Here is a 23,483-nt window from a genome sequence, read left to right as displayed (position 1 = left end):
CTAAGATCGTCCTGGGGCCTACGCGCCATTGTGCGCCAGTCGGCGCCATTCCCCCGGCGTCATCCCCATCCTTTCCGCAAACACCCGTCGAAATGCGGAAACGGATTGATATCCCACCGTCTCGGCCACGGCTTCAGTGCTTATCGCCGGCTTCTTGAGTTCGTTGGCTGCCAGACTCATGCGGAGATCGGTCAACAAATCGAGCGCGGAGCAACCTAGCCTGTCTTGAAAGTGCCGCATGAACGTGGCGCGTGACATGCCGCACAAATCCGCCAGATCAGGCAGTTTCCATGGATGGGCCGGATCGCCAAGCATGGCCGCAATGGCTGGAGCAAGTCGCGGATGGCCGGCCAGGGCCAACAAGCCTTCAGGGGCTTTCTCGGATTCGCTCGCCGCTCGCAGTACCAGTGTGAACAGGGCCGAAGAAAGGGCGTTGAGAACGGCGCGTCCTCCCGCTCGGTCGCCGGCAGACTCCATACGCATCAGCCTCACCAGACTGGCCAGTTGGTTGGAAGCGGAACCGATACCATCTTCTCCACGGCTGTCCGTGGCCCGCGCCACGAGATTTGTGGGGAGGTAGTTACGGATCAGTCGGTCATGAGGCGGCGCGATGAAAAATCGACCGCACAACAGATCGAGTTGCTCGCCCTGGCTATCGTTCTCGCTCAGCATCCATCCGGCAGACCTCCGGTGTTGCCGGGTATGGATAGGAGTTTGCCCGCTACCGTCGTGCAGTACATGCGCCGCACCATGAGGTAGCAGCACGATATCTCCGCTCACCAACTCCCTCGTCGTTTTCGTCTCCGGATCCTCGAAAATGGCCCGTCCCTGGACGATGGCGTGGTAGGGGATTTCGTTCGCCGCAGCCCGGCCCCAGTCCACACGCCATGGCGCACCGTAGGTACAGCGGACCTCGAGCTGACCGGTTACGGTGACGATTTGCAGGAGATGGCTCAACCAATCGACTTCAGACATTGAACCTCGATACTTTCAGGAAATCGCCATGTGATTGAAATAGTCGCGGCAGACATCTTCCACCGGGACGATAGCCTTTCTGCCCATTCCGGCACTTCGCTAGACGATGGTGCCCATGTTTTTGCTATAAGCCTCCGGCCATTTGCTACATTGTAGCAATAGCACAGCAGGAACGGGGTAAAAACGCGTCAAATGAGAGCCAACCGGACATGAAAGAAACAGCGCAAACCGCTGGTAAGCAAGATAAAAACAGGTACTTCAAGGCACCCGTCTTTGCTGTTGCGCCGATGATCGATTGGACCGATCGTCATTATCGGTTTTTCGCGCGCCTGCTCTCGAGGCATGCTTTGCTCTATACGGAAATGATCGTCGCGGATGCGATTCTGCGCGGCGACCGGGAAAAGCTGCTCGGCCACGATGCCTCTGAACATCCGGTCGCCCTGCAACTCGGCGGCAGCGATCCGACGAAGATGGCGGAGGCGGCGCGGATCGCAGAAGGCTTCGGCTACGACGAGATCAACATGAATGTCGGCTGCCCGTCAGACCGGGTGCAATCCGGCACCTTCGGGGCTTGTCTGATGCAGGAGCCGGCGTTGGTCGCCGACTGCATCGCGGCGATGAGGGCGGCGGTCAAGATTCCGGTCACGGTCAAATGTCGTATCGGCGTCGACGATCAGGATCCGGAAGTAGCGCTTCGCGACCTCGTCGGGCGCGTCAAGGATGCCGGAGCGGATGCCGTGTGGGTGCATGCGCGAAAGGCATGGCTCAAAGGGCTGAGCCCGAGAGAGAACCGCGAGGTTCCGCCGCTCGACTATGGCCTCGTACACCGCCTCAAGGCGGAAAATACGAATCTTTTCATTGGTCTCAATGGGGGTCTTCAAAAGCTGGATCAGGCGCTGTCCCACCTCGATCCGCGGTCGCTACCGACGGGAGGAGCCACCGGGACTGCGGCAGAGGCCGCATGCGGCGCTCCTCTCGACGGTGTGATGCTGGGCCGTGCGGCCTATCACGACAGCGGCCTGCTGACTGCCGCCGACGGCTATTTCGTCCACCCGCTGACGGGGGCCGCGCCCATGCCGATCGACCCCGACGGCTTTTCCGATCGTAGCCATAATCTGTCGCTGGAATTCTGGTCCGGTATCCGCGATGCCATGGCGAACCATGCCGCTGCGCATATCGAGAATGGCGGCCGGCTGATCCACGTTACGCGGCACATGGTCGGGCTCTTCCAAGGCTGGCCCGGCGCGCGGCGCTATCGTCAGATACTCTCTGCCGACGCCACCCGCAAGGACGCCGGTCCGCAAATCATCCACACCGCTTTCGACGCGGTGTTCGAGGCGGTAACGGCAAGGCAGGCGGCAGAGTGACGCGACTGCGCCGCCAGTCTCCTTCGCCGGCGAGGGGAAGGCGGGCGGCAGGTGGGATGGGGTGCTCTCCAACGAAGAGCGGCGCCTCTTGCGAAGCGCCGCTCTTCACGCTTTGTCGAACGCCAGGCTTAGAGAGCCTGGAGGTTGACGGCCTTCGGGCCCTTGCCCATGCGATCCGGCTCCGTGTCGAAGCTGACCTCCTGGCCATCGTTCAATGTCGTGAGGCCTGCGGCCTGGACAGCGGTGATGTGGACGAAAACGTCCTTCGAACCGCCTTCCGGCGTGATGAAACCAAAACCCTTGTCCTGGTTGAAGAATTTGACGATGCCTTTGGTGGCCATGGAAGAAGTCCTTTTCCTTCAGTCTGTCTTTGCCGCAACCCTGCGCTTCAATATCACGCATCGGTTGCTTTAGGTAGTGTGTCCGCGCCCCCGGAAGGAAGCGAACGTGTCGTCTTCAGCGAAATGCGCTGAAAGGCGTCGAGTGGTCACGATATCGGGGAAAAGACGTCTACGATGCCGCTTGCGGCTGTCCCGGCGTCAAGCCAGGCTCAAAGCGAAAGTCCAGTCTCCGGGATTGAAAACGCCCGAACGGCAATAGGATTGGCAGTATTCCGTGAAAAAGGCAAGGGGAGTTCTTGCGGTCCCGCACCTGCGGGCAATGCCTTATGCCGAAGCGCCCGCGTGACCTCGCGGTGCCGTGTGTCGCGAGGCAAATGTCGTGGATTGCCTCGTTTCGACCACATTTTCGTCGCGGCACTAGGTTGAGCCTGCACTCTCCCCGTGAGCCTCGCGGGCTTGCTGCTGCCGCGGCGAACCGGTAGGTCTGTACCGGAAACGAATATGCGAGTTGACGATGAGCAGGTGGCCGGCGTGATCGATCCCTATGCCCTCCTTGGAATTGAGCGCGACGCCGACGAGCGGGCGGTCCGGACGGCCTATCGCCGGGCGGTGAAGACCGCGCATCCCGACCGCGGCGGTGATGCCGAGCAGTTCGGCAAGCTGCAGGCGGCCTACGATCTCCTGAAGGATCCGGTGCGCCGCAAAGTCTACGATGACACCGGTTACGATCCCCAGCTCGCCGACCCGAAAGACCTCAAGGGCCTCATGATGCTGGAGACCCTCGTCAACGACTTCATACTCGATGAACGCGAGCCCGGTAGTTTCGATCCGGTGGCGGCGATGCGACGCAAGCTTTCCGATGATATCGTCAAAAACCGCTTCCACATTCTGGAACTGGAACGCCACCGCTCCCGCGTGCGCAAGCATCTCGACCGCATCGGCAGGCGGCCCGAGACAGACGTGCTCGGCTCCATGCTGCGCGCCCGCAGCCAGTCGATCGCCGAGGCGATCAGGAACGCCGAAGCCCAGATCGAGGCGATCGAGCAGGCCTACTCCATGCTCGAGGGATATTCGTACGAGTTGGAAGCGGTGGAGGCGAAGGCGCGCGCCGCGGAGTAGAGCAGGTGCGGTCGTCGGTCCATGGCAGGGTGACTGCTCGTTGGAGCTGTGAAACGCGAAGCGCATAGCTCAACAAGCCCGACTTTCTCCGGAACGCGCCGGGAGCCGGACTGGCCGTGCCGGCTATGAGAGCCGGCCACGGCGCTCTCGTCATTTGTCATCGGCGCTGTCGAGCGCTCCTGCGAGCAATCCTTCAGGCGCCCGACCCGCCGTCATCGCTGTTATCGTCGTCCTGGTTAGTCCTGGTTACCTTTAAGGCCGCGATCTTGGCTGCCTTTGCCGTTGTCCTGGTTGCCCTTGCCGTCGTCCTGGTTGCCCTTGCCGTCGTCCTGGTTACCCTTGCCGTGGTCCTGGTTACCCTTGCCGTTGTCCTGGTTACCCTTGCCATGGTCCTGGTTACCCTTGCCATGGTCTTGGTTACCCTTGCCGGTGTCTTGACCACCGCCACCGCCGGGATCGCCACCGCCGCCGCCGCCACCGCCGCCGCCGCCACCGCCGCCGCCACCGCCGCCGCCGCCGCCACCGCCGCCGCCACCGCCGCCGCCGCCACCGTCATCGCCATTCAGGTTGCGAGGACCGCTGTCGGTGGAGGTCGTGGAAAATGAATTGCCGATGGCCGCCGTGGAGAGGGGCGGGCATTGCTCTATTTGCCCGGCCGTGAGGATTTCCGCTCTGTTCTGAGCCATGCAGCAAGCTTCGTAGTTGGCGTCGGTCAGAGGGCTGCACTGCTCGGCCATGAGCATGGGGCCCGTAAGGTTCTGGGCGTGCGCGGGAATCGTTGCCGAAGTTGAAAAACCGACTGACATAAGAGCCAGACCGGTGCTCGTAAGAAATACATCCAGGGTTTTCATATTTTCCTCCCTAAATTAGTGACAACTTAAATTCGTGTCGGGAAGGAAATGTTCCGTAAAAATTTAAGGGTTTCGCGGGTATGTCGGGCTAATCATTTCGGGCTACCCATAAAAAATTGGGGTAACGGTGGCGTCGTTGCACTCGTTCTGAGGTCGCTCTCGCAGCGACCGCTTTGGTTGATTCGATGTCTGGAAAGGCCTGGCAACGGCCCAGTGTCAGTCCTATCGGGATCCTTGGATTCCGATAGGGCTGGCTCAGCGTCCCGGACGCCCCGTCTTGCCCTTCGTCCGGCTCTTGCGCCGCTTTTCCTCCGCCGGCTCCTCGTAGGACCCTACGCCCGGCTTGGCGCGGGTGAGGGTCGGCTTCTCCGGTGCCGGTCCCGGTACCGGCTTCTCCGTGCGGCCGACGGTCATTTCGTCCAGGGTGTTTTTCCTGAAAAGCGACTGCCCCTCATCTGCCTTTCGGGCACCTTCTCCCCGGCCGCGGGAAGAGGGGATCGCCACGTCGCGGCCCATTTCATCGAGGTCGGGTTTGCGGAAGAGGGGACGTTCGGTGTCGGTCCCCGGGCCCATATTGTCGAGCGAGGGCTTCTGGAAGTAGGATTCTGTCTTTCCCTCCCCCTTGTGGGAAGGGTGGCCCGAAGCTCCGGGAGGGGTGTCGCCTTGCCCCTCCGCAACCCTCCCCACAAGGGGGAGGGTGTCCGTTGTGCCGGGCATGCCCTTGCTGGCCCGCTTGCTGCTCTCCTGCGATTTCGCTTCCTCTCGCGCCATCGGGTCGTCCAGCACGGCCAGTTCGGCCGCCTTGAGGCGCTTGATCTCGTCGCGCAGGCGTGCGGCCTTTTCGAAGTCGAGATCCGCGGCGGCGTCGCGCATCTGTTTTTCCAGTGCGTTGAGGTGCGCCTGGAGATTGTTGCCGACGAGGTGGCCGCCATCGGCAAAGCCCTTGCCGGCGACGCCGGAAATATCGGCGCGGACATGGTCGCGTTCGTAGACCGAATCGAGGATGTCGGAGATCTTCGCCTTGACCGATTCGGGCGTGATGCCGTGCTCGGCATTGTAGGCCATCTGTTTCTCGCGGCGGCGGCTGGTCTCCTCCATCGCCCGCTGCATCGAGCCGGTGATCGTGTCGGCATAGAGGATGACCTTGCCGTCGACGTTACGGGCGGCGCGGCCGATCGTCTGGATGAGCGACGTTTCCGAGCGCAGGAAGCCTTCCTTGTCGGCATCGAGAATGGCGACGAAGCCGCATTCGGGAATATCGAGACCCTCGCGCAGGAGGTTGATGCCGACCAGCACGTCGAAGGCGCCGAGGCGCAGATCGCGGATGATCTCGATGCGTTCGAGCGTGTCGATGTCGGAATGCATGTAGCGCACCCGCACGCCCTGTTCGTGCAGATACTCGGTCAGGTCCTCGGCCATGCGCTTGGTGAGCACGGTGACGAGGGTGCGGTAGCCCGCTGCGGCGGTCTCGCGGATCTCGCCGAGCACGTCGTCCACCTGCGTCTTGGCGGAGCGCACCTCCACCGGCGGATCGATGAGGCCGGTCGGACGGATCACCTGTTCGGCGAAGACGCCGCCGGCCTGTTCCATCTCCCAGGCGCCGGGCGTTGCCGACACGGCGATGGTGTCGGGGCGCATTGCGTCCCATTCCTCGAAGCGCAGTGGCCGGTTGTCCATGCAGGAGGGCAGGCGGAACCCGTACTCGGCGAGCGTCGCCTTGCGGCGGAAGTCGCCGCGATACATGCCACCGATCTGCGGAATGGTGACGTGACTCTCGTCGATGAAGATCAGCGCATCGTCCGGAATATATTCGAACAGCGTCGGCGGCGGCTCGCCGGGCCTGCGGCCGGTGAGATAGCGCGAATAGTTCTCGATGCCCTGGCAGGAGCCGGTGGCCTCGAGCATCTCGATGTCGTAACGGGTGCGCTGCTCCAGCCGCTGCGCTTCCAGAAGGCGCCCGGCGCGTTCCAGTTCGGCGAGACGCTGGCTCATTTCCTCCTTGATCGCCTTGATCGCGGCGTTCAGCGTCGGCCGCGGCGTCACATAGTGCGAATTGGCGTAGATCTTCACCGACTTGAGGTCACCGGTCTTCTGGCCGGTGAGCGGATCGAACTCGGTGATCGAGTCGATCTCGTCTCCGAACATCGAGATGCGCCAGGCGGCATCCTCCAGGTGGGCGGGAAAGATTTCGATCGTGTCGCCGCGCACGCGGAAGGAGCCCCGCTGAAAGTCCATGTCGCGGCGCTTGTATTGCTGCGCGACCAGGTCGGCCAGCAACTGGCGCTGGTCGAGCCGGTCGCCGACGCTCATCTGGAAGGTCATTGCCGTATAGGTCTCGACCGAACCGATACCGTAAATGCAGGAGACCGAGGCGACGATGATGACGTCGTCGCGTTCGAGCAGCGAACGCGTCGCCGAGTGGCGCATGCGGTCGATCTGCTCGTTGATCGACGATTCCTTCTCGATGTAGGTGTCCGAGCGCGGCACGTAGGCTTCCGGCTGGTAGTAGTCGTAATAGGAGACGAAATATTCGACCGCATTGTCCGGGAAGAAGTTCTTGAACTCGGAATAGAGCTGCGCGGCAAGCGTCTTATTCGGAGCCAGAATGACGGCCGGGCGCTGCGTCGCCTCGATTACCTTGGCCATGGTGAAGGTTTTTCCCGAGCCGGTGACGCCGAGGAGCACCTGATTGCGCTCGCCCGAGGTGAGGCCGTCGACCAGGTCCGCGATCGCCGTCGGCTGGTCTCCGGCCGGCTCGTAGTCCGATTGCATGCGGATCGGGATGCCGCCTTCGGACTTTTCAGGCCGGGCCGGGCGGTGAGGCGTCCAGAGCTTGCCGTCCTTGAACAGCGGATTGCCGCTCTCGATGAGCTTGGCAAGCGCCTCGACGGTGGCGGTGACGCCCGAGCCGGAGGTGAGCTTGTCGGCATCCTCCAAGGCGACATCGAGGCCGGCCACGGGATTGAGCCCCGCGGCCGCACGCGCCTTCGGATCGGTCGTTCCGCCCATCGATGTGCCGCGGGCCGATTTCGACGCGGAGATCTCCACCTTCTTGCGATGCCTGCCGGCCTTGGACGCAACTTCGCGCCGGCTCTCGAAGGTGCTCGCTTCCGCTTCCGATTCGAGCTGCTTCACCCAGTCGGAGACATTGCCGGAAAGGGGCGTACCGGAAAGCGGCGCCTGCGGGGCTTCTTCGAACCCGCCGGGTGCCGACGATTTCTTGGGGGAATTCTTCGGTGATCTGGCCATGCCGGGAATATGGACAGAGTCCGGTCGAAAGTGAAGGGGGAACGAGTACAAAAGGGAAACGGAAGACCGCGATCCTCCACTCGTTTCCCGGACCTCCGAGGCGACGGCTTGAACCGACGGTCGCATCGCTGCACCGGGAGCCGAAGGCACTTGCAACGCCGGTACTCGGCGGAGCATTCTCGGCCTGCGATTCGCGCTCTTCCCGAGGTTTCCATGCCATTTGCCATCAATCCTGCCTATGTCTGGCCGGTCATCCTGCTGCTCCTCTCCAACGTCTTCATGACCTTCGCCTGGTACGGCCACCTGAAGTTCACTTCGTCGCCGCTCTACATCGTCATCGCCGCGAGCTGGGGGATCGCCTTTTTCGAATATTGGCTGGCCGTGCCGGCGAACCGCATCGGACACTCTGTCTATTCGGCGGCGCAACTGAAGACGATGCAGGAGGTGATCACGCTCACCATTTTCGTCCTCTTCTCGATTTTCTGGCTGAAGGAACCGATCGGCTGGCATCAGTTCATCGGCTTCGCGCTGATCGCGCTCGGGGCGTCGTTCATCTTCAAGGGGTGAGACATCGCCACGAGCGGCATCTGCCCCCGTCAATCGAGAAGGTCGAAGGCGCGATACATCCATGTGAGCTGGTAAAGAACCGCGCCCACCAGAAAAGACGCATGGAAGCGCCGGTCGGGCGTGACCGCCGCGATGATGCAGAACGCGATATAGGCCGCGTTGCGAAGCGGATATTCGATCCCGAAGGACTGGAAATAGGCCTTGCCCTTCAAGGCTGTGTCGATGAGGTCGACTGCGAATGCGATGGCGAGGAAGCCGAAGAACCAGGCGCGCCTGGACATGAAATAATGTTCGTAGCCGCTGTACTCGTCGAGAGTCGTCGGAAAGAGGAAGACGCAGAGGAGAAAGAAGACGCAGCTATAGAGGATGACGAACAGGTAGACGCTGACGTCGATCACCGCCAGCGAGTGCAGATGATACTCCCTCCACCAGAAATGGACGAGGAAGAAGAACATGAACAGCACCCAGCCGAGGTGTATCCAGTAGACCTTCGTCTTGCCGGGGTGCTGCACGAAAAGCGCAACGCCGCTGAGGAGCCGCGCAAGCGAGAGGCTGATCACCATGCCCATGACGACGCGTATGTGCGAAAAGATCGCCGGATCGGGCTGCACCTGCTCCATGAACTAAGCCCTTATTGCTCGGGCGGAACCGGCGTCGGCTTGCCGGTCGAGTCGAGCGCGACCATCACGAAGATGGCGTCGGTGACCTTTTCCATGACATGCGAGAGGTAACGCTGTGCCCATGCCTCGACCTTGAGCGTCATCGACGTCCGCCCGACCTTTACGATGTCGGTATAGATGCAGAGTGTGTCGCCGATCTTCACCGGCATGGCGAAGGCCATTTCCTTTACCGCCGCAGTCACGACGCGGCCCCTGGCGCGCTCGGCGGCCCGGATGCCGCAGGAAAGGTCCATCTGCGCCATGACCCAGCCGCCGAAGATGTCGCCGGCGGCATTGGCGTCGCCGGGCATTGCGAGGGTGCGCAAGGTCAGTTCGCCATTCGGCTTGCTTGCTGCGTTCATGCGGCCTGTCTCCCTGTTGACGAACAAGGTTTAACGCACTGCCGTCAGGCGAGCAAAGAGGCGCCGGAACAATTCCACGCTGAAGAAGCAAAAGGCGGCACACGTGACGGTGTTATCGTTAATTTGATCACCCTCAAATCTAGTGAGCGTTTGTTAGGAGCTTTGCAAATAGCCGCTCATATTCTGCATGCCTCGAAATGGAGGCAGGGGATGAGAAGAATTCGAATTTCGGCGCGTCTTTACGCGCTGGTCGCGTTTGCGCTTTTGACGATGGCGGCGGCGCTGACCTTTGGACTGATCCAGGCGCAGGACAAGCTGGTTGCCGAGCGCAAGGCCATGCTCGCGGCGATGAATGAGAACGCGATCAAGGTTTTCGACGCCTATCACGGCCAGGAAAAGGCCGGCACGCTGACGCGCGAGGAGGCGCAGGGCCGCGCACTGGAGGCGATCCGGGCGATGCGCTATCAGGACAGCGGCTATTTCTGGGTGAACGATATGCATCCGAAGATGGTGATGCATCCGATCAAGCCCGAACTCGACGGCGCCGACCTGACGCAGAACAAGGATCCCAACGGCAAGTTCCTGTTCGTGGAATTCGTCAAGACGGTTCAGGCGCACGGCAAGGGCTTCGTCGATTATTACTGGCCGAAGCCCGGCGCCGACCAGCCCGTGCTGAAATATTCGCACGTGGCCGGTTTCGAGCCCTGGGGATGGGTGGTCGGTACCGGTGTTTATGCCGACGACCTGGCCGCCATGTTCCGCGAGCGCGCCTGGCAGATGGCCGGCATTCTGGTCGCGGCAGCGCTCGCGATCCTCATGGCGGCACTGGCGATCGTGCGCAGCGTCGTTCGGCCCATCGAAAAGCTGAAGGTCTCGATGCGGGCGATCGCAGACGAGGACCTTTCCTCGGATGTTTCGGAAACCGATCGCGGCGACGAGATCGGGCAGATGGCACAGGTGCTCGTCGTCCTGCGCGACTCCGTCAAGGAGCGCCTCGAACTGCGATCGCGCGAGGCGGAGCAGCAGGACCGCCTGGACGCAGAACGGCGCGGCAACGAGGAGCGCCAGCGTACGACTGCCGCTACCCAGGCCGAGGCGATGGAGACGCTCGGCGGCGCGCTCGAGCGGCTGGCAGACGGCGACCTCACCGCCGCGGTGGCCCGGATCGCGCCGGAATACGCCAAGCTCAAGGACGACTTCAACACGGCGGTCGCCGCGCTTCGCGACGTCATCGGCGCCATTTCCCAATCCACCGAAATCGTCCATGGCAGTGCCGCCGACATTTCAGAGGCGGCCAACAATCTTTCGCGCCGGACCGAACAGCAGGCGGCGGCACTTGAAGAGACGGCCGCAGCTCTCGACGAGATCACCTCCACCGTACGCCAGGCGTCGGATCGTGCCCTGGAAGCGCGCGACATGGTCGACGAGACGAAGGCGAGTGCGGCGAAATCCGGTGGTATCGTGCGCAATGCGATCGATGCGATGGGGCGGATCGAAGCCTCGTCCAGCCGGATCAGCCAGATCATAGGCGTGATCGATGAGATCGCCTTCCAGACGAACCTGCTGGCGCTGAATGCAGGCGTCGAGGCGGCGCGGGCAGGGGAGGCCGGCCGCGGCTTCGCCGTGGTTGCCCAGGAGGTCCGTGAACTTGCGCAACGCTCGGCCGGCGCAGCAAAGGAGATCAAGGAGCTGATAGGCACCTCGGTGAAGGAGGTCGGCGCCGGCGTCGAACTCGTCCGCTCGACGGGCGATGCGCTGATGGAGATCGAGTCTCTGGTCAACCGCGTCAACGAGCAGGTGGCCGCAATTGCGACCGCTGCTCGGGAACAGGCGACCGGACTGCAGGAGGTCAACACGGCCGTCAACAGCATGGACCAGATGACGCAGCAGAACGCCGCAATGGTCGAGGAGACGACCGCGGCAAGCCAGACGCTGGCGCAGGAAAGTCGCGAGCTGAAGGCGCTGCTCGAACAGTTCAGGCTCGGGGAACGGGGCGCACAGCCGGCGTTTGGCAGGGCAGCCTGAGACCTGTTGAGATCGTAACCGATCAGTGGACAAAATATGCAGCACCACAGCGCCGCGCGTCTTATAAGATGCGCGGCGCTGTGGGAAATTTTTCGGAGGGCTGCATCTCTGTGCTTGTCACAGAGATGAGGGCAGCGCTGCGTCTGCGGCGCGGGAAGCGTTCTTTCAGCCCAAGGACTTGGTCTGGCTGGATTCCTGTGACAAGCACAGGAATGAGGAAATCAAACAAGCGGCCGCGGGCCTCTTCGTTCAACCGATGTCGTTCGGGCGGGTGAGCCTGCTCCTGTCGGTGGTGCGTGGATGGCGCATCTCGCGGGAGTTGACGCCTGGCCGTAAGACAGGCGAGATGGTGCGACGGGAGGACGGTCGCTATCGCGCGCCGATCCGGCCGCATCCGAGATGCCAGCCAAGGGGGAGACCTGTGTTGCCTTTCAAGCGTTTCATTATGAAGTCTGCCGCCATTTTCCTGTCCGCCGCCGGCTTTCTTTCTGCCTGTACCGTGGTCGTCGACGAGCCGCGCCCCGGTCCGGGACCGATCCGCCCGCCGGGTCCGCAAATGTGCACGATGGAATTCGCGCCCGTCTGCGGCGAACGCGGCAATCGCATTCGGACCTTCCCCAATGCCTGCCAGGCACGCGCCGACGGCTTCCGTGTCGTTCATCGCGGCGAGTGCCGTCCGGCATCCCGTCCGCCGGAAGAGCGGGCCTGCACGCGCGAGTTTTCGCCGGTTTGCGGCCAGCGCGGCCCGCGAAGGCAGACCTTCCCAAATTCGTGCATGGCGCGCGCCGAAGGCTTCCGCGTCGTCGCACGCGGAGAATGCCGCCGTGAGGATGATCGCCCGCAGCAGCCGCAGTTCTGCACGCGCGAATTCGCGCCGGTCTGCGGCGAGCGCAATGGACGATCAAGAACGTTCCCGAATGCCTGCGAGGCACGAGCGGACGGGTTCCGCGTCGCCCATCCCGGGGAATGCCGTTAGCAGGACAAAAACCCACAACGAAAATGGCCCGCACCCGTAAGGATGCGGGCCTTTTCTTTGTGCCCGCTCGCCCGATTTAGCGTGCGGCCGGCAAGGCTTCGTTTACCACGTTTGCTTAAATTGCTTTGCAAAGCCGACTTTCTCGACCGAGCGCCCGTTTGGCGACATTCCGCAGGTTCATTCTCGGCTGTGGGCAGGCGGCGCACGGACAAGGCCGAAGCTTTGTCATGGATGAAGGCGGCAATCAGTATGGCGTGTGTTTCTCTTCTTCATCGTCCACTGGCGGCGCTGCTGTTGTCCATTCCGCTCGTTGCCTGCACGACCGACGTGCTTGCGCCACCGGCCCGAATCGACGGGAGCTCCCGTGTCGGCGCGATCAGGCCGGCGCCTGCAGCCATGCCGGAGCAGGAAGTCGCTGCCTATCCGTCGTCAGAGCCGGTCGCCATGGCCAGCCAGACCTCCGTTGCCCCGGCTTCCAGTAATGCGGCCCTTGCGCCGCAGGGCCAGGTCGCCGGGGCCGGATCGATGACGGTTCCGCGCGAGGGGGTGAACATGGACGCCATGCTCGGCGTCGAACCGGTGGTCGGCCTGGCGCAGGAGCAGGCCGGTGAGATCGCCGAGGGGAATACGACGCAGCCGGTCGTGGCCGGTATCGGCGACAGCGATGTGCGCCAGCTTGCCGGAGCGCCGCAGCCTATGCCGATGCCTGAGGCGAATCCCGGCTATGATCCCGACCTGCCGCCCCTTGCGCCCGCGCAGAGCGCGGCCGAGGAAGTGAATAGAAGGCGTGTTCTCGAGCCGCAGCGGGCGACGCGCACTGAGCAGCCGCAGCAGATCGCTTTCATACCGCGCGCCCGCAGCCCCCTGTCCACGCCGGAATACACCGGCGAAATGCCGGGCTCGGAGGTCGCGTGCCGGCAGCGGTTGAAGAAGCTCGGCGTCGTCTTCCGCGACGTTCCGCGAGTCCGTAACGGACCGTCCTGTGGCATCGACTACCCGATCGAGCTCAGCGGCCTGTCCGGCGACATCGCCGTCAAACCTGCGGTGAAGCTGAATTGCCAGGTAACGGAAGCCTTCGCCAAATGGGTGAAATACGAGCTGGCGCCGTCGTCGCGCTACCGTTACTGGTCGGGCGTCAAGACGATCAAGCCCCTCGGCGGCTATTCCTGCCGGACGATGAACTCCCGCCGCGGCAATCCCATGTCGGAACATGCGCGCGGCAACGCGATAGACGTCGGCAAGTTCGTGCTGAAAAACGGCAAGGAAATCGATGTGCGCAAGAAGGGCTTCTTCGCTTTCCGTGAGCGGGGGCTCCTGAAAGCGGTGCGCACGGACAGCTGCAAGTATTTCCACACGGTGCTCGGACCAGGCAGCGATCCTTTCCACAAGGATCATTTCCACTTCGATCTGCGCACGCGCAAGTCCGGTTACCGGCACTGCGATTAGCACGCTGCACAAGCGGACCATCGGTTGGACGGCCCGGCTGACGCCGCGATGGCCTCATGTCGGGGGAGGAGTCGACGATGTCGGTGCAGGTGTTCAGGGGTATCTGGCTTCTCCCGGTCGGACGCCCGCAAGCGAACGCGGCGGACGACGCCGAACGCGCGGCCGTTCCATTTTATCGCTGCAAATAACGCTGCACGCCAATTGTTGACATAAAAAATCAAGTTATCTAACACCGGTTTTGTACCGGCGTGCTCGGCTCGTTGCAAAGCGAGTCGGCCGTCTCGGTCGATGTTCTTAGAGGGGTATCTATGGAACTGCGTGTTGGACTGCTGGCTGTCCTGCTGGCAACGGTGAGCCGTGCCGCTTTGGCACAAGATGCGACGGTACTGGATCGCATCGAGGTGAGGGGCACCTCGACTGCGACGATAGGCACGGAACCGGAAGACTATGCCGGAGGGCAGGTAGCGCGCGGTGGTCGCGTCGGCTTGCTCGGCAACCGCGACTTCATGGACACGCCGTTCAACATAACGAGCTATACCGCGGCGACGATCGAGAATCAGAATGCGAAGACTGTAGCCGACGTTCTGGCCAACGATCCGTCGGTCAGGAGCACTCACGCCTCCGGCGGAATGCTGGATTCCTTCTACATCAGGGGGTTTCCGCTCAACGAGGGGAATTTTGGCGAAGTCTCCTTCGACGGGGTCTTCGGCGTCGCTCCCACCTTTCGCCTGTTCACCGACTATGCCGAACGTGTGGAGGTTATCAAGGGACCGACGGCACTCCTTTACGGCATCTCTCCGAACAGCAGCGTCGGCGGCAGTATCAATATCGTGCCGAAACGCGCGCCCGAGATTGATCTGACTCGCGTGACGACCGACTATGCCTCCGATCTTTACGGCGGCGGACATCTGGATGTCAGTCGCCGCTTCGGCGACCAGCGCCAGTTCGGCGTCCGCTTCAATGGCAGTTATCGCGGCGGCGACACCGCCATCGACAACCAGTCACTCGACGTCGGTGTCGGCGCAATCGCGCTCGACTACGAGGGCGAAGGCATCCGGGCGACCCTGGACGTCATCGGGCAACGGCAGGACGTCGACGCCCCGCTGCGCCCATTCTTCCCCTTTGGGAATTTCGAAATTCCCGAGGCGCCGGGTGGCCGATCCAATATCCAGGAACCCTGGGAATGGGCGACGACCGAGGACCTGTCCTGGTTGGGGCGGGTTGAATATGACCTGAGTGACGCGCTCACCGTCTTCGCGGCCGTCGGCGGCGGGAATTCGCGGGTCGAGCGCCTCTTTGGCACTCCGCTGCTTCTTAACTCTGCCGGCGACGCCAGTGTCACCCCGCAGAATTTCGTCTTCGATGTCGACCGTCTGACGGCGGAGGCGGGCGTTCGCGCCGAGTTCGAGACGGCGGCCATCGATCACTCGGTCACATTCCAGGTCAGCGGGCTTCAGCAACGTCTCGCGCGCGGCTCTAACTCCGGAATCGCGCAGCCAACCAATATCTTCGATCCGCTTCCTCGTCCCGAGCAGGAGGTGCCGCAGCCGACCCATGTGCCAAGAGCTTCGGAGAATATCTTCCATGGTTTCGCGCTTTCCGACACCATGTCGATGTTCGATGAGCGCGTGCAACTGACCTTGGGTGGGCGCTGGCAGCATATCGATACCGAAAACTACAGCCCTGCCACGGGCGCCATCACCGCATCTTCCGACGAGCGCGCTCTGACGCCGCTCGGTGGCATCGTCTTCAAGCCGTGGGAAAACGTCGCGCTTTATGCCAATTACGTTGAGGGCCTCAGCGTCGGCGACACGGCCCCGGCGACGGCCGTCAATTCGGGCGAGACGCTTGCGCCCTACCGATCAAGGCAATACGAGATCGGCACCAAAGTCGATCTCGGACGCGTGGCGGTGACCGCCAGCGTGTTTCAGATCGAAAAGCCGTTCGGCGTGCTGGAGACGCAGGGCGGCGGCCTGGTCTTCGCGGAAGGCGGCGAACAGCGCAACCGCGGCGTCGAGTTGAACGTCTTCGGCGAGGTGACACCCGAAATCCGGGTTCTCGGTGGTGTCGCCTTCATCCACGGCGAAATCACGAAAACGAGCGATGACGCGGCGCGTGGCAATACCCCGATCGGGGTGCCCTCTCTGCAGGTCAATCTGGGGGCGGAGTGGGATACGCCCTTCTTGCCTGGTCTGACGCTCACCGGCAATGTCATCCACACGGACGAGCAGTTTGTGAATACGGCAAACACCCAGGAAATTCCCTCCTGGACCCGGCTTGATCTCGGCGCCCGCTACTTGACCGCGATCAACGAGAGGCCGGTCACGTTCCGCGCCAATGTCGAGAATGTCTTCGACCTTGACTACTGGTCCGGCGTTGCAAGTTACGGCACCCTGTCGCAGGGTGCGCCGCTGACGGTGAAGGTCTCCATGACAACCGACTTCTGATTCCACCGAGTATGCCCATGGAGGCGCCGTCGGGCGCCTCCGGCCGTCGGGCGTGCGGTCGAACCGGATCCGCAACCTGTGGATGCAGGCGTGACCGCGTACCTCACGACCGCAGAAAAGCGAAGGCGAGACACTCCGTGGAGAGCCTCACGCGCTTGAATCACCAGGCTGTGGCCGATCAGTCAGTGCTGTCGACGAGGCTGACGGCATAGCCGGGACGATAGGGAATGGGCAGAAAACGCCGGTGATATTCGGCAAATGTCGCGTCCGGATCGAGGCTGGCAAAGAGCTCCGGGTGGAGCCATTTCGCCAGTTGCTGGACGGCGAAGAATTCATAGGGGCTGTTGTAGAACTGGTGCCAGATGCCGTGGAAGTTCCGGCTCTTCTGGGCTGCGATGTCCGTGTAGGCGCTGCGGGTGGTGAACCATTCGAGCTTCTGCCGGGTCACCGTCTCATCCGCGCCAGGCCCCAGGGGGATCCAGTGCCCGCCCGGCACATAGGCCTCCCAGTCGGCGCTGGTGACGACGACGTGCTCGGGATTGGCGGCGATCACCTGCTCGGGATTGAGCTGTCCGAACGTGGATGGAAGAATGTCGCTGCCGATGTTGAGACCGCCGGCGAGTTCGACATACTTGCCGAAGTTTTCCGCCCCGAAGGTAAGGCAGCAATCGTCGGCATAGCCGCCGATCCTCTCGATGAACACCCTCGGGCGCTCGGGCTTTGACGTGCCGATGACGTCGGTCACTCGTGCCATCGCTTCACGGCGGAATGCGATGATCTCTTCCGCGCGCGCCTCGCGCTCCATGATCTTCCCGAGCAGACGGATTGTAGGCTCGGTGTTCTTCAGCGGATGATGGCGGAAATCGATATAGAGGACCGGAATCTGGAGCTCCGCGAGCTTCTCGATATATTTGGCATCCTCGTTCGCACGCATGGCCTCGAGATTGAGCAGCACCACGTCGGGTTTCAGGACGATTGTCGATTCTATGTCGATCAGACCGTTTTCCTTTCCAGGAAATGCCGGAAGCTCCGCCAATCTGGGAAAGGCTTCGAGGTACTGCCTGTATGTCGCCGGATCGGCCTCGATCAGATCGTTGCGCCATGCGACGACGCGAGCCAAGGGATCTTCCGGCTCGAGCGACGCGACGAGGTAGAGTTGCCGTCCCTCACCAAGCAGTACGCGCCTGACCGGCGTATTTACCGTCACCTCGCGGCCGGCGATATCGGTGACCGTGATCGGTGCAGGCTTCTCCGCCTCTGTACGCTCCCCGGCGAACGTAACCGCCGGAACCATCAGGACCAGAAAGGCGATCGCGGCGCAAAGCACCGAATGTTTTCTCCTCACGACAATTCTCCTCCCTCGAATGATTGACGCGGCCCGTTCCGCAGACAGAGCGCCGACCCGTTCGGTTTATCTCGTGGCCGAAATCGATCACGCTGGCGAGAGAGACCATTGTTCGGGCGGCGGGCCCTCATGCACGCTTTTGCATCGCATATATATCTTGATGACCGCAATCCAGTTAGGCAGCGCTCGAGATTGTTCGGCATCGTTACGACGCGGCGCGACGCGAGAAAGATTTCTATCGGCTCGCCGAGGAAAGGCGGCACGGCTGGTGTCCGCAGTCCAAGAGATCTACTGGCGCACGGGCGGCAGTCGCTAAGCGGAGCGGCGGCCCTTGACGGAGCGTCAACGTAAATTTGGCTTGGACGGGCTGCAAATCCATGTGAATCGGCCCATATAGAGCAGCACCCTGCCGTCTTTGCACCTCTTCCCGGATATGTTTCATGGCGCCAATCGTTTCCATCTCCAATCTGTCGAAGACCTATGCCTCGGGGTTTCAGGCCCTGAAGGGCGTCAGCCTCGATATCGAAGAGGGCGAAATTCTTGCCCTGCTCGGTCCGAACGGCGCCGGCAAGACGACGCTCATCTCGATCGTCTGCGGTATTGTCAATGCGACGGGCGGCCAGGTTACCGTCGGCGGCAACGACGTCGTGCGCGACTTCCGCCAGACACGGGCGATGATAGGCCTTGTGCCGCAGGAACTGACGACCGATGCTTTCGAGACGGTGTGGAACACCGTTTCCTTCTCGCGCGGGCTTCACGGCAGGAAGCCGGATCCGGCGCATATCGAAAAGGTACTGAAGGACCTCTCGCTCTGGAACAAGAAGGACAGCACGCTGCGCGAGCTTTCCGGGGGCATGAAGCGGCGCGTGCTGATCGCCAAGGCGCTCTCGCACGAGCCGCGCGTCCTTTTCCTCGACGAGCCGACGGCCGGTGTCGACGTCAGCCTGCGAAAGAGCATGTGGGAGGTCGTCCAGCGGCTGCGCGCTTCGGGCGTGACGATCATCCTCACGACCCACTACATCGAGGAAGCGGAGGAGATCGCCGACCGGATCGCGGTGATCAACAGCGGCGAGATACTGCTCGTCGAAGACAAGAATGCGCTGATGACGAAACTCGGACGCAAGCAGCTGCGCGTCGATCTGGCCCAACCTCTGGAGCGGGTTCCCGATTCTCTTGCCTCCTACAATTTGTTGCTGGAGGGCGAAGGCGAACGCCTGATCTATGAATACGACACGAGCGCTGATCGGACGGGCATCACGTCGCTGCTCGCGGCGCTGGCCGAGGCGGGCATCAGGCTCCGGGACATTTCCACGAGGCAGAGTTCGCTCGAGGATATTTTCGTTGAGATCGTGGAGGCGGGGCGATGAATATAGAAGCAGTCAAATCCATTTATTTCTTCGAAATGGCACGCACACGCCGCACGCTTCTGCAAAGCGTCGTGTCGCCCGTCATCTCCACTTCGCTCTATTTCATCGTTTTCGGCGCCGCCATCGGTGGACGCATCCAGGAAATCGACGGAATTTCCTACGGTGCCTTCATCACGCCCGGATTGATGATGCTGACGCTTCTGACGCAGTGCATCGGCAACGGCTCATTCGGTATCTATTTCCCGAAATTCACCGGCACGATCTATGAGGTGCTGTCGTCACCGATATCCATGCTGGAGATTGTGCTCGGTTATGTGGGAGCAGCGGCGACAAAGGGGATGATGATCGGCACGATCATCCTCATCACGGCCTCGCTGTTCGTCGATCTCAGCATCGCCCATCCCTTCGTGATGCTTTTCTTTTTCGTTCTGACGGCGGTGACCTTCAGCCTGTTCGGTTTCCTGATCGGCATCTGGGCGAAGGATTTCGAGCAGCTCAACCTCATTCCGATGCTGGTGGTCCCGCCGCTCGTCTTCCTCGGCGGCAGCTTCTATTCGATCGACATGCTGCCGCCATTCTGGCGGGCAGTAAGCCACTTCAACCCGGTCCTTTATCTGATCAGCGGATTCCGCTGGAGCTTCTTCGAGATCTCCGACGTAAATCCGCTCGCCAGCGCGGCAATCATTCTCGTCTTTCTCGCCCTCTGCATGTCCGCACTGACATGGATATTCCGGACCGGGTACAAGCTGCGCAACTGAGGTTGGATCGGCGGGGGCTCAGTCCCTGAGCCGGAGCTCGCCGCTGCGCATCTGCAGGAAGTCGAGGGTCGAGAGGAAGCTCATGCCGAGCAGGCTGCTGTCCAGCCGCCCCTCGGCCGCGACCATGGCGCGGATATTCGTCCGCCGGATCGGTCCGATCGCGATCTCCGGCAGGATGACCGGTGCCGCAAGCGCCGGCCCGTTCGCGGTCATGACAGTGATCGTGTAGCCGAGATCGGCGACGTCGAGACCGACCATCGCCGCGTCCTCATGTGTGAGCACGATACTGCTCGCGCCGGTGTCCACAAGCATGCTGACCTCACGCCCGTTGATTGTCGCATCGGCGGCAAAGTGGCCGTCGATCCGCTTGTGAAGCACCACCTCCTGCTGACCCTCGCTGTCGGTGATGACCATGGCCCTGCCGGGCATAAGTCCTGCCAGCACCCGGTCGCCGACGGACCGAAGGTCGAAGCGGTAGACATAGAGTGCAACGAGGACGAACGCAATCAGCAGCCAGATCGCAATCTGTGTCAGGCCTTCGCCCAGAGTTCGGCGGCTTCTGACGATACCGGCGGCGAAAAGCGTTGCCAGCGCGCCGAGGGCTACGAGCTGTCCGAAATCGTCGTTGTTCATGCCGAACGTTCGGCCCGAATCGTGATTGATGATCAGCAGTACGAGGCCGATGCCGAGTATTGCGAGGAGGACGATCAGTCTGCTCATGAGCCGTTTTGTTCTCGCGCCATGCGCGACCGGCGCGTCTCCCGCCGCGGTTTGCGCTCGACCGTTTCCAGTCGCGCCGGCAAGGCCTGCATGATCGTGTGCCGTTCGGTATCGGTGTAGAGCGTCCAGGCGCCGATCTCCTGACGTGTGCGCCCGCAGCCGAAACAGTAACCGGTCTTATCGTCGATCGTGCAGACGAGAATGCAGGGAGATTCCATGATCGGGACGATGCTCTGCTGTTTCGTTCGAAAAATATATCGGCCTTTCAGATGGCCAGTGCAAGAGCGCCCAGAACGGCGATCTCCGTCAGTTGCTGGGTGGCGCCGATGGTGTCGCCGGTATGGCCGCCGACCTTGCGTAAGGCAATCCGCGTGAAGGCTGGCACCGCAAGCCCGAAGGCAGCGAGCGAAAGCAGGACGGCGACGGTCGGGATGTCGGCCAGGAAAAACAGCACGAGCGCGAGGAGCACGCCCGAGCCGAGCGCAACCGATGTCGCCTGCGGCTCGGGTAAACCGGCCGAGGCGGCGACCCCGCCGCGGCGGGCAGGCGGGAGGCGGGACCAGTGCCAGACCATCGCGGCGCGGCTCAGCGCAGCGGTGGCAAGCAGCGCAATTCCGCCGCCTGTCGGCGTCAGCAGCGGCAGGAATGCAGCCAGGGCCGAGACGCGAAGGCCGAAGGAAAGAATGAGGGCAACCGCGCCATAGGTGCCGATCCGACTGTCCTTCATGATCTCCAGGGCGTTTTCCCGATCGCGCCCGCCGCCGAAACCATCGGCCGTATCCCCAAGGCCGTCCTCATGCAGGGCGCCGGTGACCATCGCCTGCACCGCGACGACGAGGGAGGCGTTGAAGAGCGAGCTCGCGTGAAGCGCGCCCAGAAGGACCGCTATCACGGCGGCAGGAAGGGCGATCAGGATACCCGCAAGAGGGAAGGCGCGCACGGCGCGGCCGAGCCCGCCGTCATAGCCGCGGAAATATCGATCCGGCACGGGAATGCGGCTCAAAAAGGCAACCGACCGTGCGACGTCGTCCCAGAGCTCGCGAATATCTGCCATCTCGTCTCCCGCATCCCGAATCGCCCGGCGTTCCGCGGGATCATGCGAGACGACGGCAAATGGCGCAAATGCCGTTGCCGCGGGCGGCATCACACTCTATGACGAGCCCCGAACGAGTTTCACGTTGCAAGGATGATCCATGAGCGCCAGCGGCCTGCCGTTTGATGATTTCCGCGAACTACTGCGCAACCTGCCGGGGCCGGATACGGCGGCACTCGTTGCGGCGCGCGAGCGGGACGGGCAATTGACGAAGCCGCCCGGCGCTCTCGGGCGCCTCGAGGAAATCGCCTTCTGGCTTGCCGCCTGGACGGGACGTCCGCCGGCGGTCAACCGACCGCTCGTCGCGATCTTCGCCGGCAATCACGGCGTGACCCGTCAGGGAGTGACGCCCTTTCCCGCTTCGGTGACGGCGCAGATGGTCGAGAACTTCGCCGCCGGCGGTGCTGCCATCAACCAGATCTGCGTGGCACACGATCTCGGCCTCAAAGTCTTCGATCTGGCGCTCGACTATCCGACCGGTGATATCACCGAGGAACCGGCTCTCTCCGAGCGCGACTGCGCCGCCACCATGGCTTTCGGCATGGAAGCGATTGCCGGCGGCACGGATCTGCTGTGCATCGGCGAAATGGGCATCGGCAACACGACGATCGCGGCCGCCATCAACCTCGGCCTCTATGGCGGCACGGCAGAGGAATGGGTCGGTCCCGGCACCGGTTCGGAAGGCGAGGTGCTCGCGCGCAAGATCGCCGCCGTCGAAAAGGCCGTGGCGCTGCACCGCGATCACTTGTCCGATCCGCTCGAAGTCATGCGGCGGCTCGGCGGCCGCGAGATCGCGGCGATGGCGGGCGCAATTCTCGCGGCGCGGATGCAGAAGGTGCCCGTCATCATCGACGGCTACGTCGCGACCGCGGCCGCGGCGATCCTCAAGGCCGCCAACCCGGCGGCGCTCGACCATTGCCTGATTGGCCATGTTTCAAGCGAGCCCGGTCACATGCGGGCGATCGAGAAACTCGGCAAGACACCGCTCCTGGCTCTCGGCATGCGGCTTGGCGAAGGCACGGGCGCGGCTCTTGCAGCAGGCATCGTCAAGGCGGCGGCTGCCTGCCACAGCGGCATGGCGACCTTTGCGCAGGCTGGCGTAAGCAACAAGGAGTAAGGCAGGCCCGGCCCGCCCACGCGCGTCAGCACGCTCGGAGCTTGCTGTCGATCGGCCGTCATGCGTGCTATGCTCGTGCCGTGCAGCCATTGATGCGGGGCGGCTTCTCGCATATCGGGGATAAGTCGGGTCATTCGGTTCGGGTGGCCTCGCAATGCGGCATTGCCACCGCCTTTGATTCGCCTCAATAGGAACGTCGAAGCTGTGCCCTCTCCCAACCCGCGAGAAGAAATGGACGTCAAGAACACTACCTCCCGCAACGGCGCCACCGCGCCCGTTCAGAAGCATCGTGGCTTCCGGCACCTTTTCGCGGCGGCCAGCTATTCCTTCGGCGGTGCGAAGCGCCTGATCGGCGAGGCGGCCTTTCGGCACGAACTCATCGCCTTCGCCGTCGCGATGGTCGCGTTCACGATCGTCGGCGCGAACCTGTTCCAGTATGTCGCGATGGCAATCCTGTTTCTGCTGATGATGGCCTTTGAGGCGATCAACACCGCGATCGAGGAGATTGTTGACCGCGTCTCGCCGGAGATCTCGGAGATGGGCAGGAACGCCAAGGATCTCGGCTCCTTCGCGTGCCTTTGCCTCATTCTCGCCAATGCGGCTTATGCGCTGTACGTGATATTTCTCGCTCGCTTCCTGGGCTGATCCGCGACGCCGGCACCACCCTCATTTCCGTGACAGGCACGGGAATGAAGAAGT

At 62.5% G+C, this 23,483-nt stretch carries 21 protein-coding genes; 11 read left to right on the top strand and 10 right to left on the bottom strand.

The window, feature by feature from the left end; all coding sequences use genetic code 11:
* Nucleotides 1-18: 18 nt before the first annotated feature.
* On the bottom strand, nucleotides 19-975 hold the full coding sequence (locus ACFHWW_RS31015; protein ID WP_275597794.1) for a cupin domain-containing protein: 957 nt from the start codon (nucleotides 973-975) through the stop codon (nucleotides 19-21).
* A 209-nt stretch (nucleotides 976-1,184) separates the two neighbouring features.
* On the opposite strand from ACFHWW_RS31015, the gene dusA reads away from it, so the two are divergent.
* Nucleotides 1,185-2,342, top strand: coding sequence for a tRNA dihydrouridine(20/20a) synthase DusA (dusA, locus tag ACFHWW_RS31010; RefSeq protein ID WP_379943073.1), 1,158 nt, complete (start codon nucleotides 1,185-1,187; stop codon nucleotides 2,340-2,342).
* Between the two features lie 128 nt (nucleotides 2,343-2,470).
* Here the strand turns inward: dusA and ACFHWW_RS31005 are convergent, their stop codons facing one another.
* Nucleotides 2,471-2,683, bottom strand: coding sequence for a cold-shock protein (locus ACFHWW_RS31005; protein ID WP_003535347.1), 213 nt, complete (start codon nucleotides 2,681-2,683; stop codon nucleotides 2,471-2,473).
* 501 nt (nucleotides 2,684-3,184) lie between these two features.
* Between ACFHWW_RS31005 and ACFHWW_RS31000 the strand changes: the two genes are divergently transcribed.
* Nucleotides 3,185-3,802, top strand: a complete 618-nt coding sequence (locus ACFHWW_RS31000; protein ID WP_018095192.1) for a J domain-containing protein — start codon at nucleotides 3,185-3,187, stop codon at nucleotides 3,800-3,802.
* 236 nt (nucleotides 3,803-4,038) lie between these two features.
* Here ACFHWW_RS31000 and ACFHWW_RS30995 read toward each other — a convergent pair whose 3' ends face one another.
* Both ACFHWW_RS30995 and uvrB read right to left on the bottom strand, forming a co-directional pair.
* Entirely contained in the window at nucleotides 4,039-4,653 is a 615-nt protein-coding gene (locus ACFHWW_RS30995) for a hypothetical protein (protein WP_379943070.1), read from the bottom strand.
* A gap of 255 nt (nucleotides 4,654-4,908) precedes the next feature.
* Entirely contained in the window at nucleotides 4,909-7,902 is a 2,994-nt protein-coding gene (uvrB, locus tag ACFHWW_RS30990) for an excinuclease ABC subunit UvrB (protein WP_379943068.1), read from the bottom strand.
* 213 nt (nucleotides 7,903-8,115) lie between these two features.
* On the opposite strand from uvrB, the gene ACFHWW_RS30985 reads away from it, so the two are divergent.
* Complete coding sequence (locus ACFHWW_RS30985; protein WP_100673067.1) at nucleotides 8,116-8,469, top strand: DMT family protein; 354 nt, start codon at nucleotides 8,116-8,118, stop codon at nucleotides 8,467-8,469.
* 29 nt (nucleotides 8,470-8,498) lie between these two features.
* Here ACFHWW_RS30985 and ACFHWW_RS30980 read toward each other — a convergent pair whose 3' ends face one another.
* Nucleotides 8,499-9,089 carry a hypothetical protein gene (locus tag ACFHWW_RS30980; RefSeq protein ID WP_379943066.1) on the bottom strand — a complete coding sequence of 197 codons (591 nt, stop codon included), beginning with the start codon at nucleotides 9,087-9,089 and terminating at the stop codon, nucleotides 8,499-8,501.
* 11 nt (nucleotides 9,090-9,100) lie between these two features.
* Nucleotides 9,101-9,490 (bottom strand): acyl-CoA thioesterase, encoded by a 390-nt coding sequence (locus tag ACFHWW_RS30975; RefSeq protein ID WP_379943064.1) that lies wholly within the window; start codon nucleotides 9,488-9,490, stop codon nucleotides 9,101-9,103.
* A gap of 210 nt (nucleotides 9,491-9,700) precedes the next feature.
* On the opposite strand from ACFHWW_RS30975, the gene ACFHWW_RS30970 reads away from it, so the two are divergent.
* The 4 genes from ACFHWW_RS30970 to ACFHWW_RS30955 all read left to right on the top strand — a co-directional run bounded on the left by ACFHWW_RS30970 (nucleotide 9,701) and on the right by ACFHWW_RS30955 (nucleotide 16,384).
* Complete coding sequence (locus ACFHWW_RS30970) at nucleotides 9,701-11,515, top strand: methyl-accepting chemotaxis protein (RefSeq protein WP_379943062.1); 1,815 nt, start codon at nucleotides 9,701-9,703, stop codon at nucleotides 11,513-11,515.
* Nucleotides 11,516-11,936: 421 nt separating this feature from the next.
* Nucleotides 11,937-12,491 carry a Kazal-type serine protease inhibitor domain-containing protein gene (locus ACFHWW_RS30965; protein ID WP_338283581.1) on the top strand — a complete coding sequence of 185 codons (555 nt, stop codon included), beginning with the start codon at nucleotides 11,937-11,939 and terminating at the stop codon, nucleotides 12,489-12,491.
* 249 nt (nucleotides 12,492-12,740) lie between these two features.
* Nucleotides 12,741-13,937 (top strand): extensin family protein, encoded by a 1,197-nt coding sequence (locus ACFHWW_RS30960; protein WP_338283583.1) that lies wholly within the window; start codon nucleotides 12,741-12,743, stop codon nucleotides 13,935-13,937.
* 308 nt (nucleotides 13,938-14,245) lie between these two features.
* A complete protein-coding gene (locus tag ACFHWW_RS30955; protein ID WP_379943059.1) occupies nucleotides 14,246-16,384 on the top strand; it encodes a TonB-dependent receptor in 2,139 nt (712 codons plus the stop codon).
* A 178-nt stretch (nucleotides 16,385-16,562) separates the two neighbouring features.
* Here ACFHWW_RS30955 and ACFHWW_RS30950 read toward each other — a convergent pair whose 3' ends face one another.
* Nucleotides 16,563-17,678 (bottom strand): ABC transporter substrate-binding protein, encoded by a 1,116-nt coding sequence (locus ACFHWW_RS30950; RefSeq protein WP_379943088.1) that lies wholly within the window; start codon nucleotides 17,676-17,678, stop codon nucleotides 16,563-16,565.
* 491 nt (nucleotides 17,679-18,169) lie between these two features.
* Between ACFHWW_RS30950 and ACFHWW_RS30945 the strand changes: the two genes are divergently transcribed.
* Complete coding sequence (locus tag ACFHWW_RS30945; protein WP_275597802.1) at nucleotides 18,170-19,096, top strand: ABC transporter ATP-binding protein; 927 nt, start codon at nucleotides 18,170-18,172, stop codon at nucleotides 19,094-19,096.
* Entirely contained in the window at nucleotides 19,093-19,854 is a 762-nt protein-coding gene (locus ACFHWW_RS30940; protein ID WP_100673070.1) for an ABC transporter permease, read from the top strand. The genes ACFHWW_RS30945 and ACFHWW_RS30940 overlap by 4 nt, the downstream gene beginning before the upstream one ends.
* Before the next feature lie 18 nt (nucleotides 19,855-19,872).
* Here ACFHWW_RS30940 and ACFHWW_RS30935 read toward each other — a convergent pair whose 3' ends face one another.
* Genes ACFHWW_RS30935 through ACFHWW_RS30925 form a run of 3 tightly spaced genes read right to left on the bottom strand, consistent with a single transcriptional unit; the run spans nucleotide 19,873 to nucleotide 21,628 of the window.
* The gene (locus ACFHWW_RS30935; protein ID WP_100673071.1) at nucleotides 19,873-20,574 is read right to left on the bottom strand and encodes a TIGR02281 family clan AA aspartic protease; all 702 of its coding nucleotides are present in this window, start codon (nucleotides 20,572-20,574) and stop codon (nucleotides 19,873-19,875) included.
* Nucleotides 20,571-20,792: a DUF1289 domain-containing protein gene (locus ACFHWW_RS30930; RefSeq protein ID WP_379943057.1), complete on the bottom strand. Its 222-nt coding sequence runs from the start codon at nucleotides 20,790-20,792 to the stop codon at nucleotides 20,571-20,573. Before ACFHWW_RS30930 ends, ACFHWW_RS30935 begins: the two co-directional genes overlap by 4 nt.
* Before the next feature lie 47 nt (nucleotides 20,793-20,839).
* Nucleotides 20,840-21,628: an adenosylcobinamide-GDP ribazoletransferase gene (locus ACFHWW_RS30925; RefSeq protein WP_338283589.1), complete on the bottom strand. Its 789-nt coding sequence runs from the start codon at nucleotides 21,626-21,628 to the stop codon at nucleotides 20,840-20,842.
* A 139-nt stretch (nucleotides 21,629-21,767) separates the two neighbouring features.
* On the opposite strand from ACFHWW_RS30925, the gene cobT reads away from it, so the two are divergent.
* Nucleotides 21,768-22,784 (top strand): nicotinate-nucleotide--dimethylbenzimidazole phosphoribosyltransferase, encoded by a 1,017-nt coding sequence (gene cobT, locus ACFHWW_RS30920; RefSeq protein ID WP_018095176.1) that lies wholly within the window; start codon nucleotides 21,768-21,770, stop codon nucleotides 22,782-22,784.
* 231 nt (nucleotides 22,785-23,015) lie between these two features.
* Nucleotides 23,016-23,429: a diacylglycerol kinase gene (locus ACFHWW_RS30915; RefSeq protein ID WP_100673072.1), complete on the top strand. Its 414-nt coding sequence runs from the start codon at nucleotides 23,016-23,018 to the stop codon at nucleotides 23,427-23,429.
* Nucleotides 23,430-23,483: the final 54 nt, after the last annotated feature.

Source organism: Sinorhizobium sp. P24N7 (assembly GCF_042436655.1).
Taxonomy (GTDB): Bacteria; Pseudomonadota; Alphaproteobacteria; order Rhizobiales; family Rhizobiaceae; genus Sinorhizobium; species Sinorhizobium meliloti_A.
Note: the sequence above shows the minus strand (reverse complement) of the source record. Positions and strands in the feature narration are given on the sequence as shown.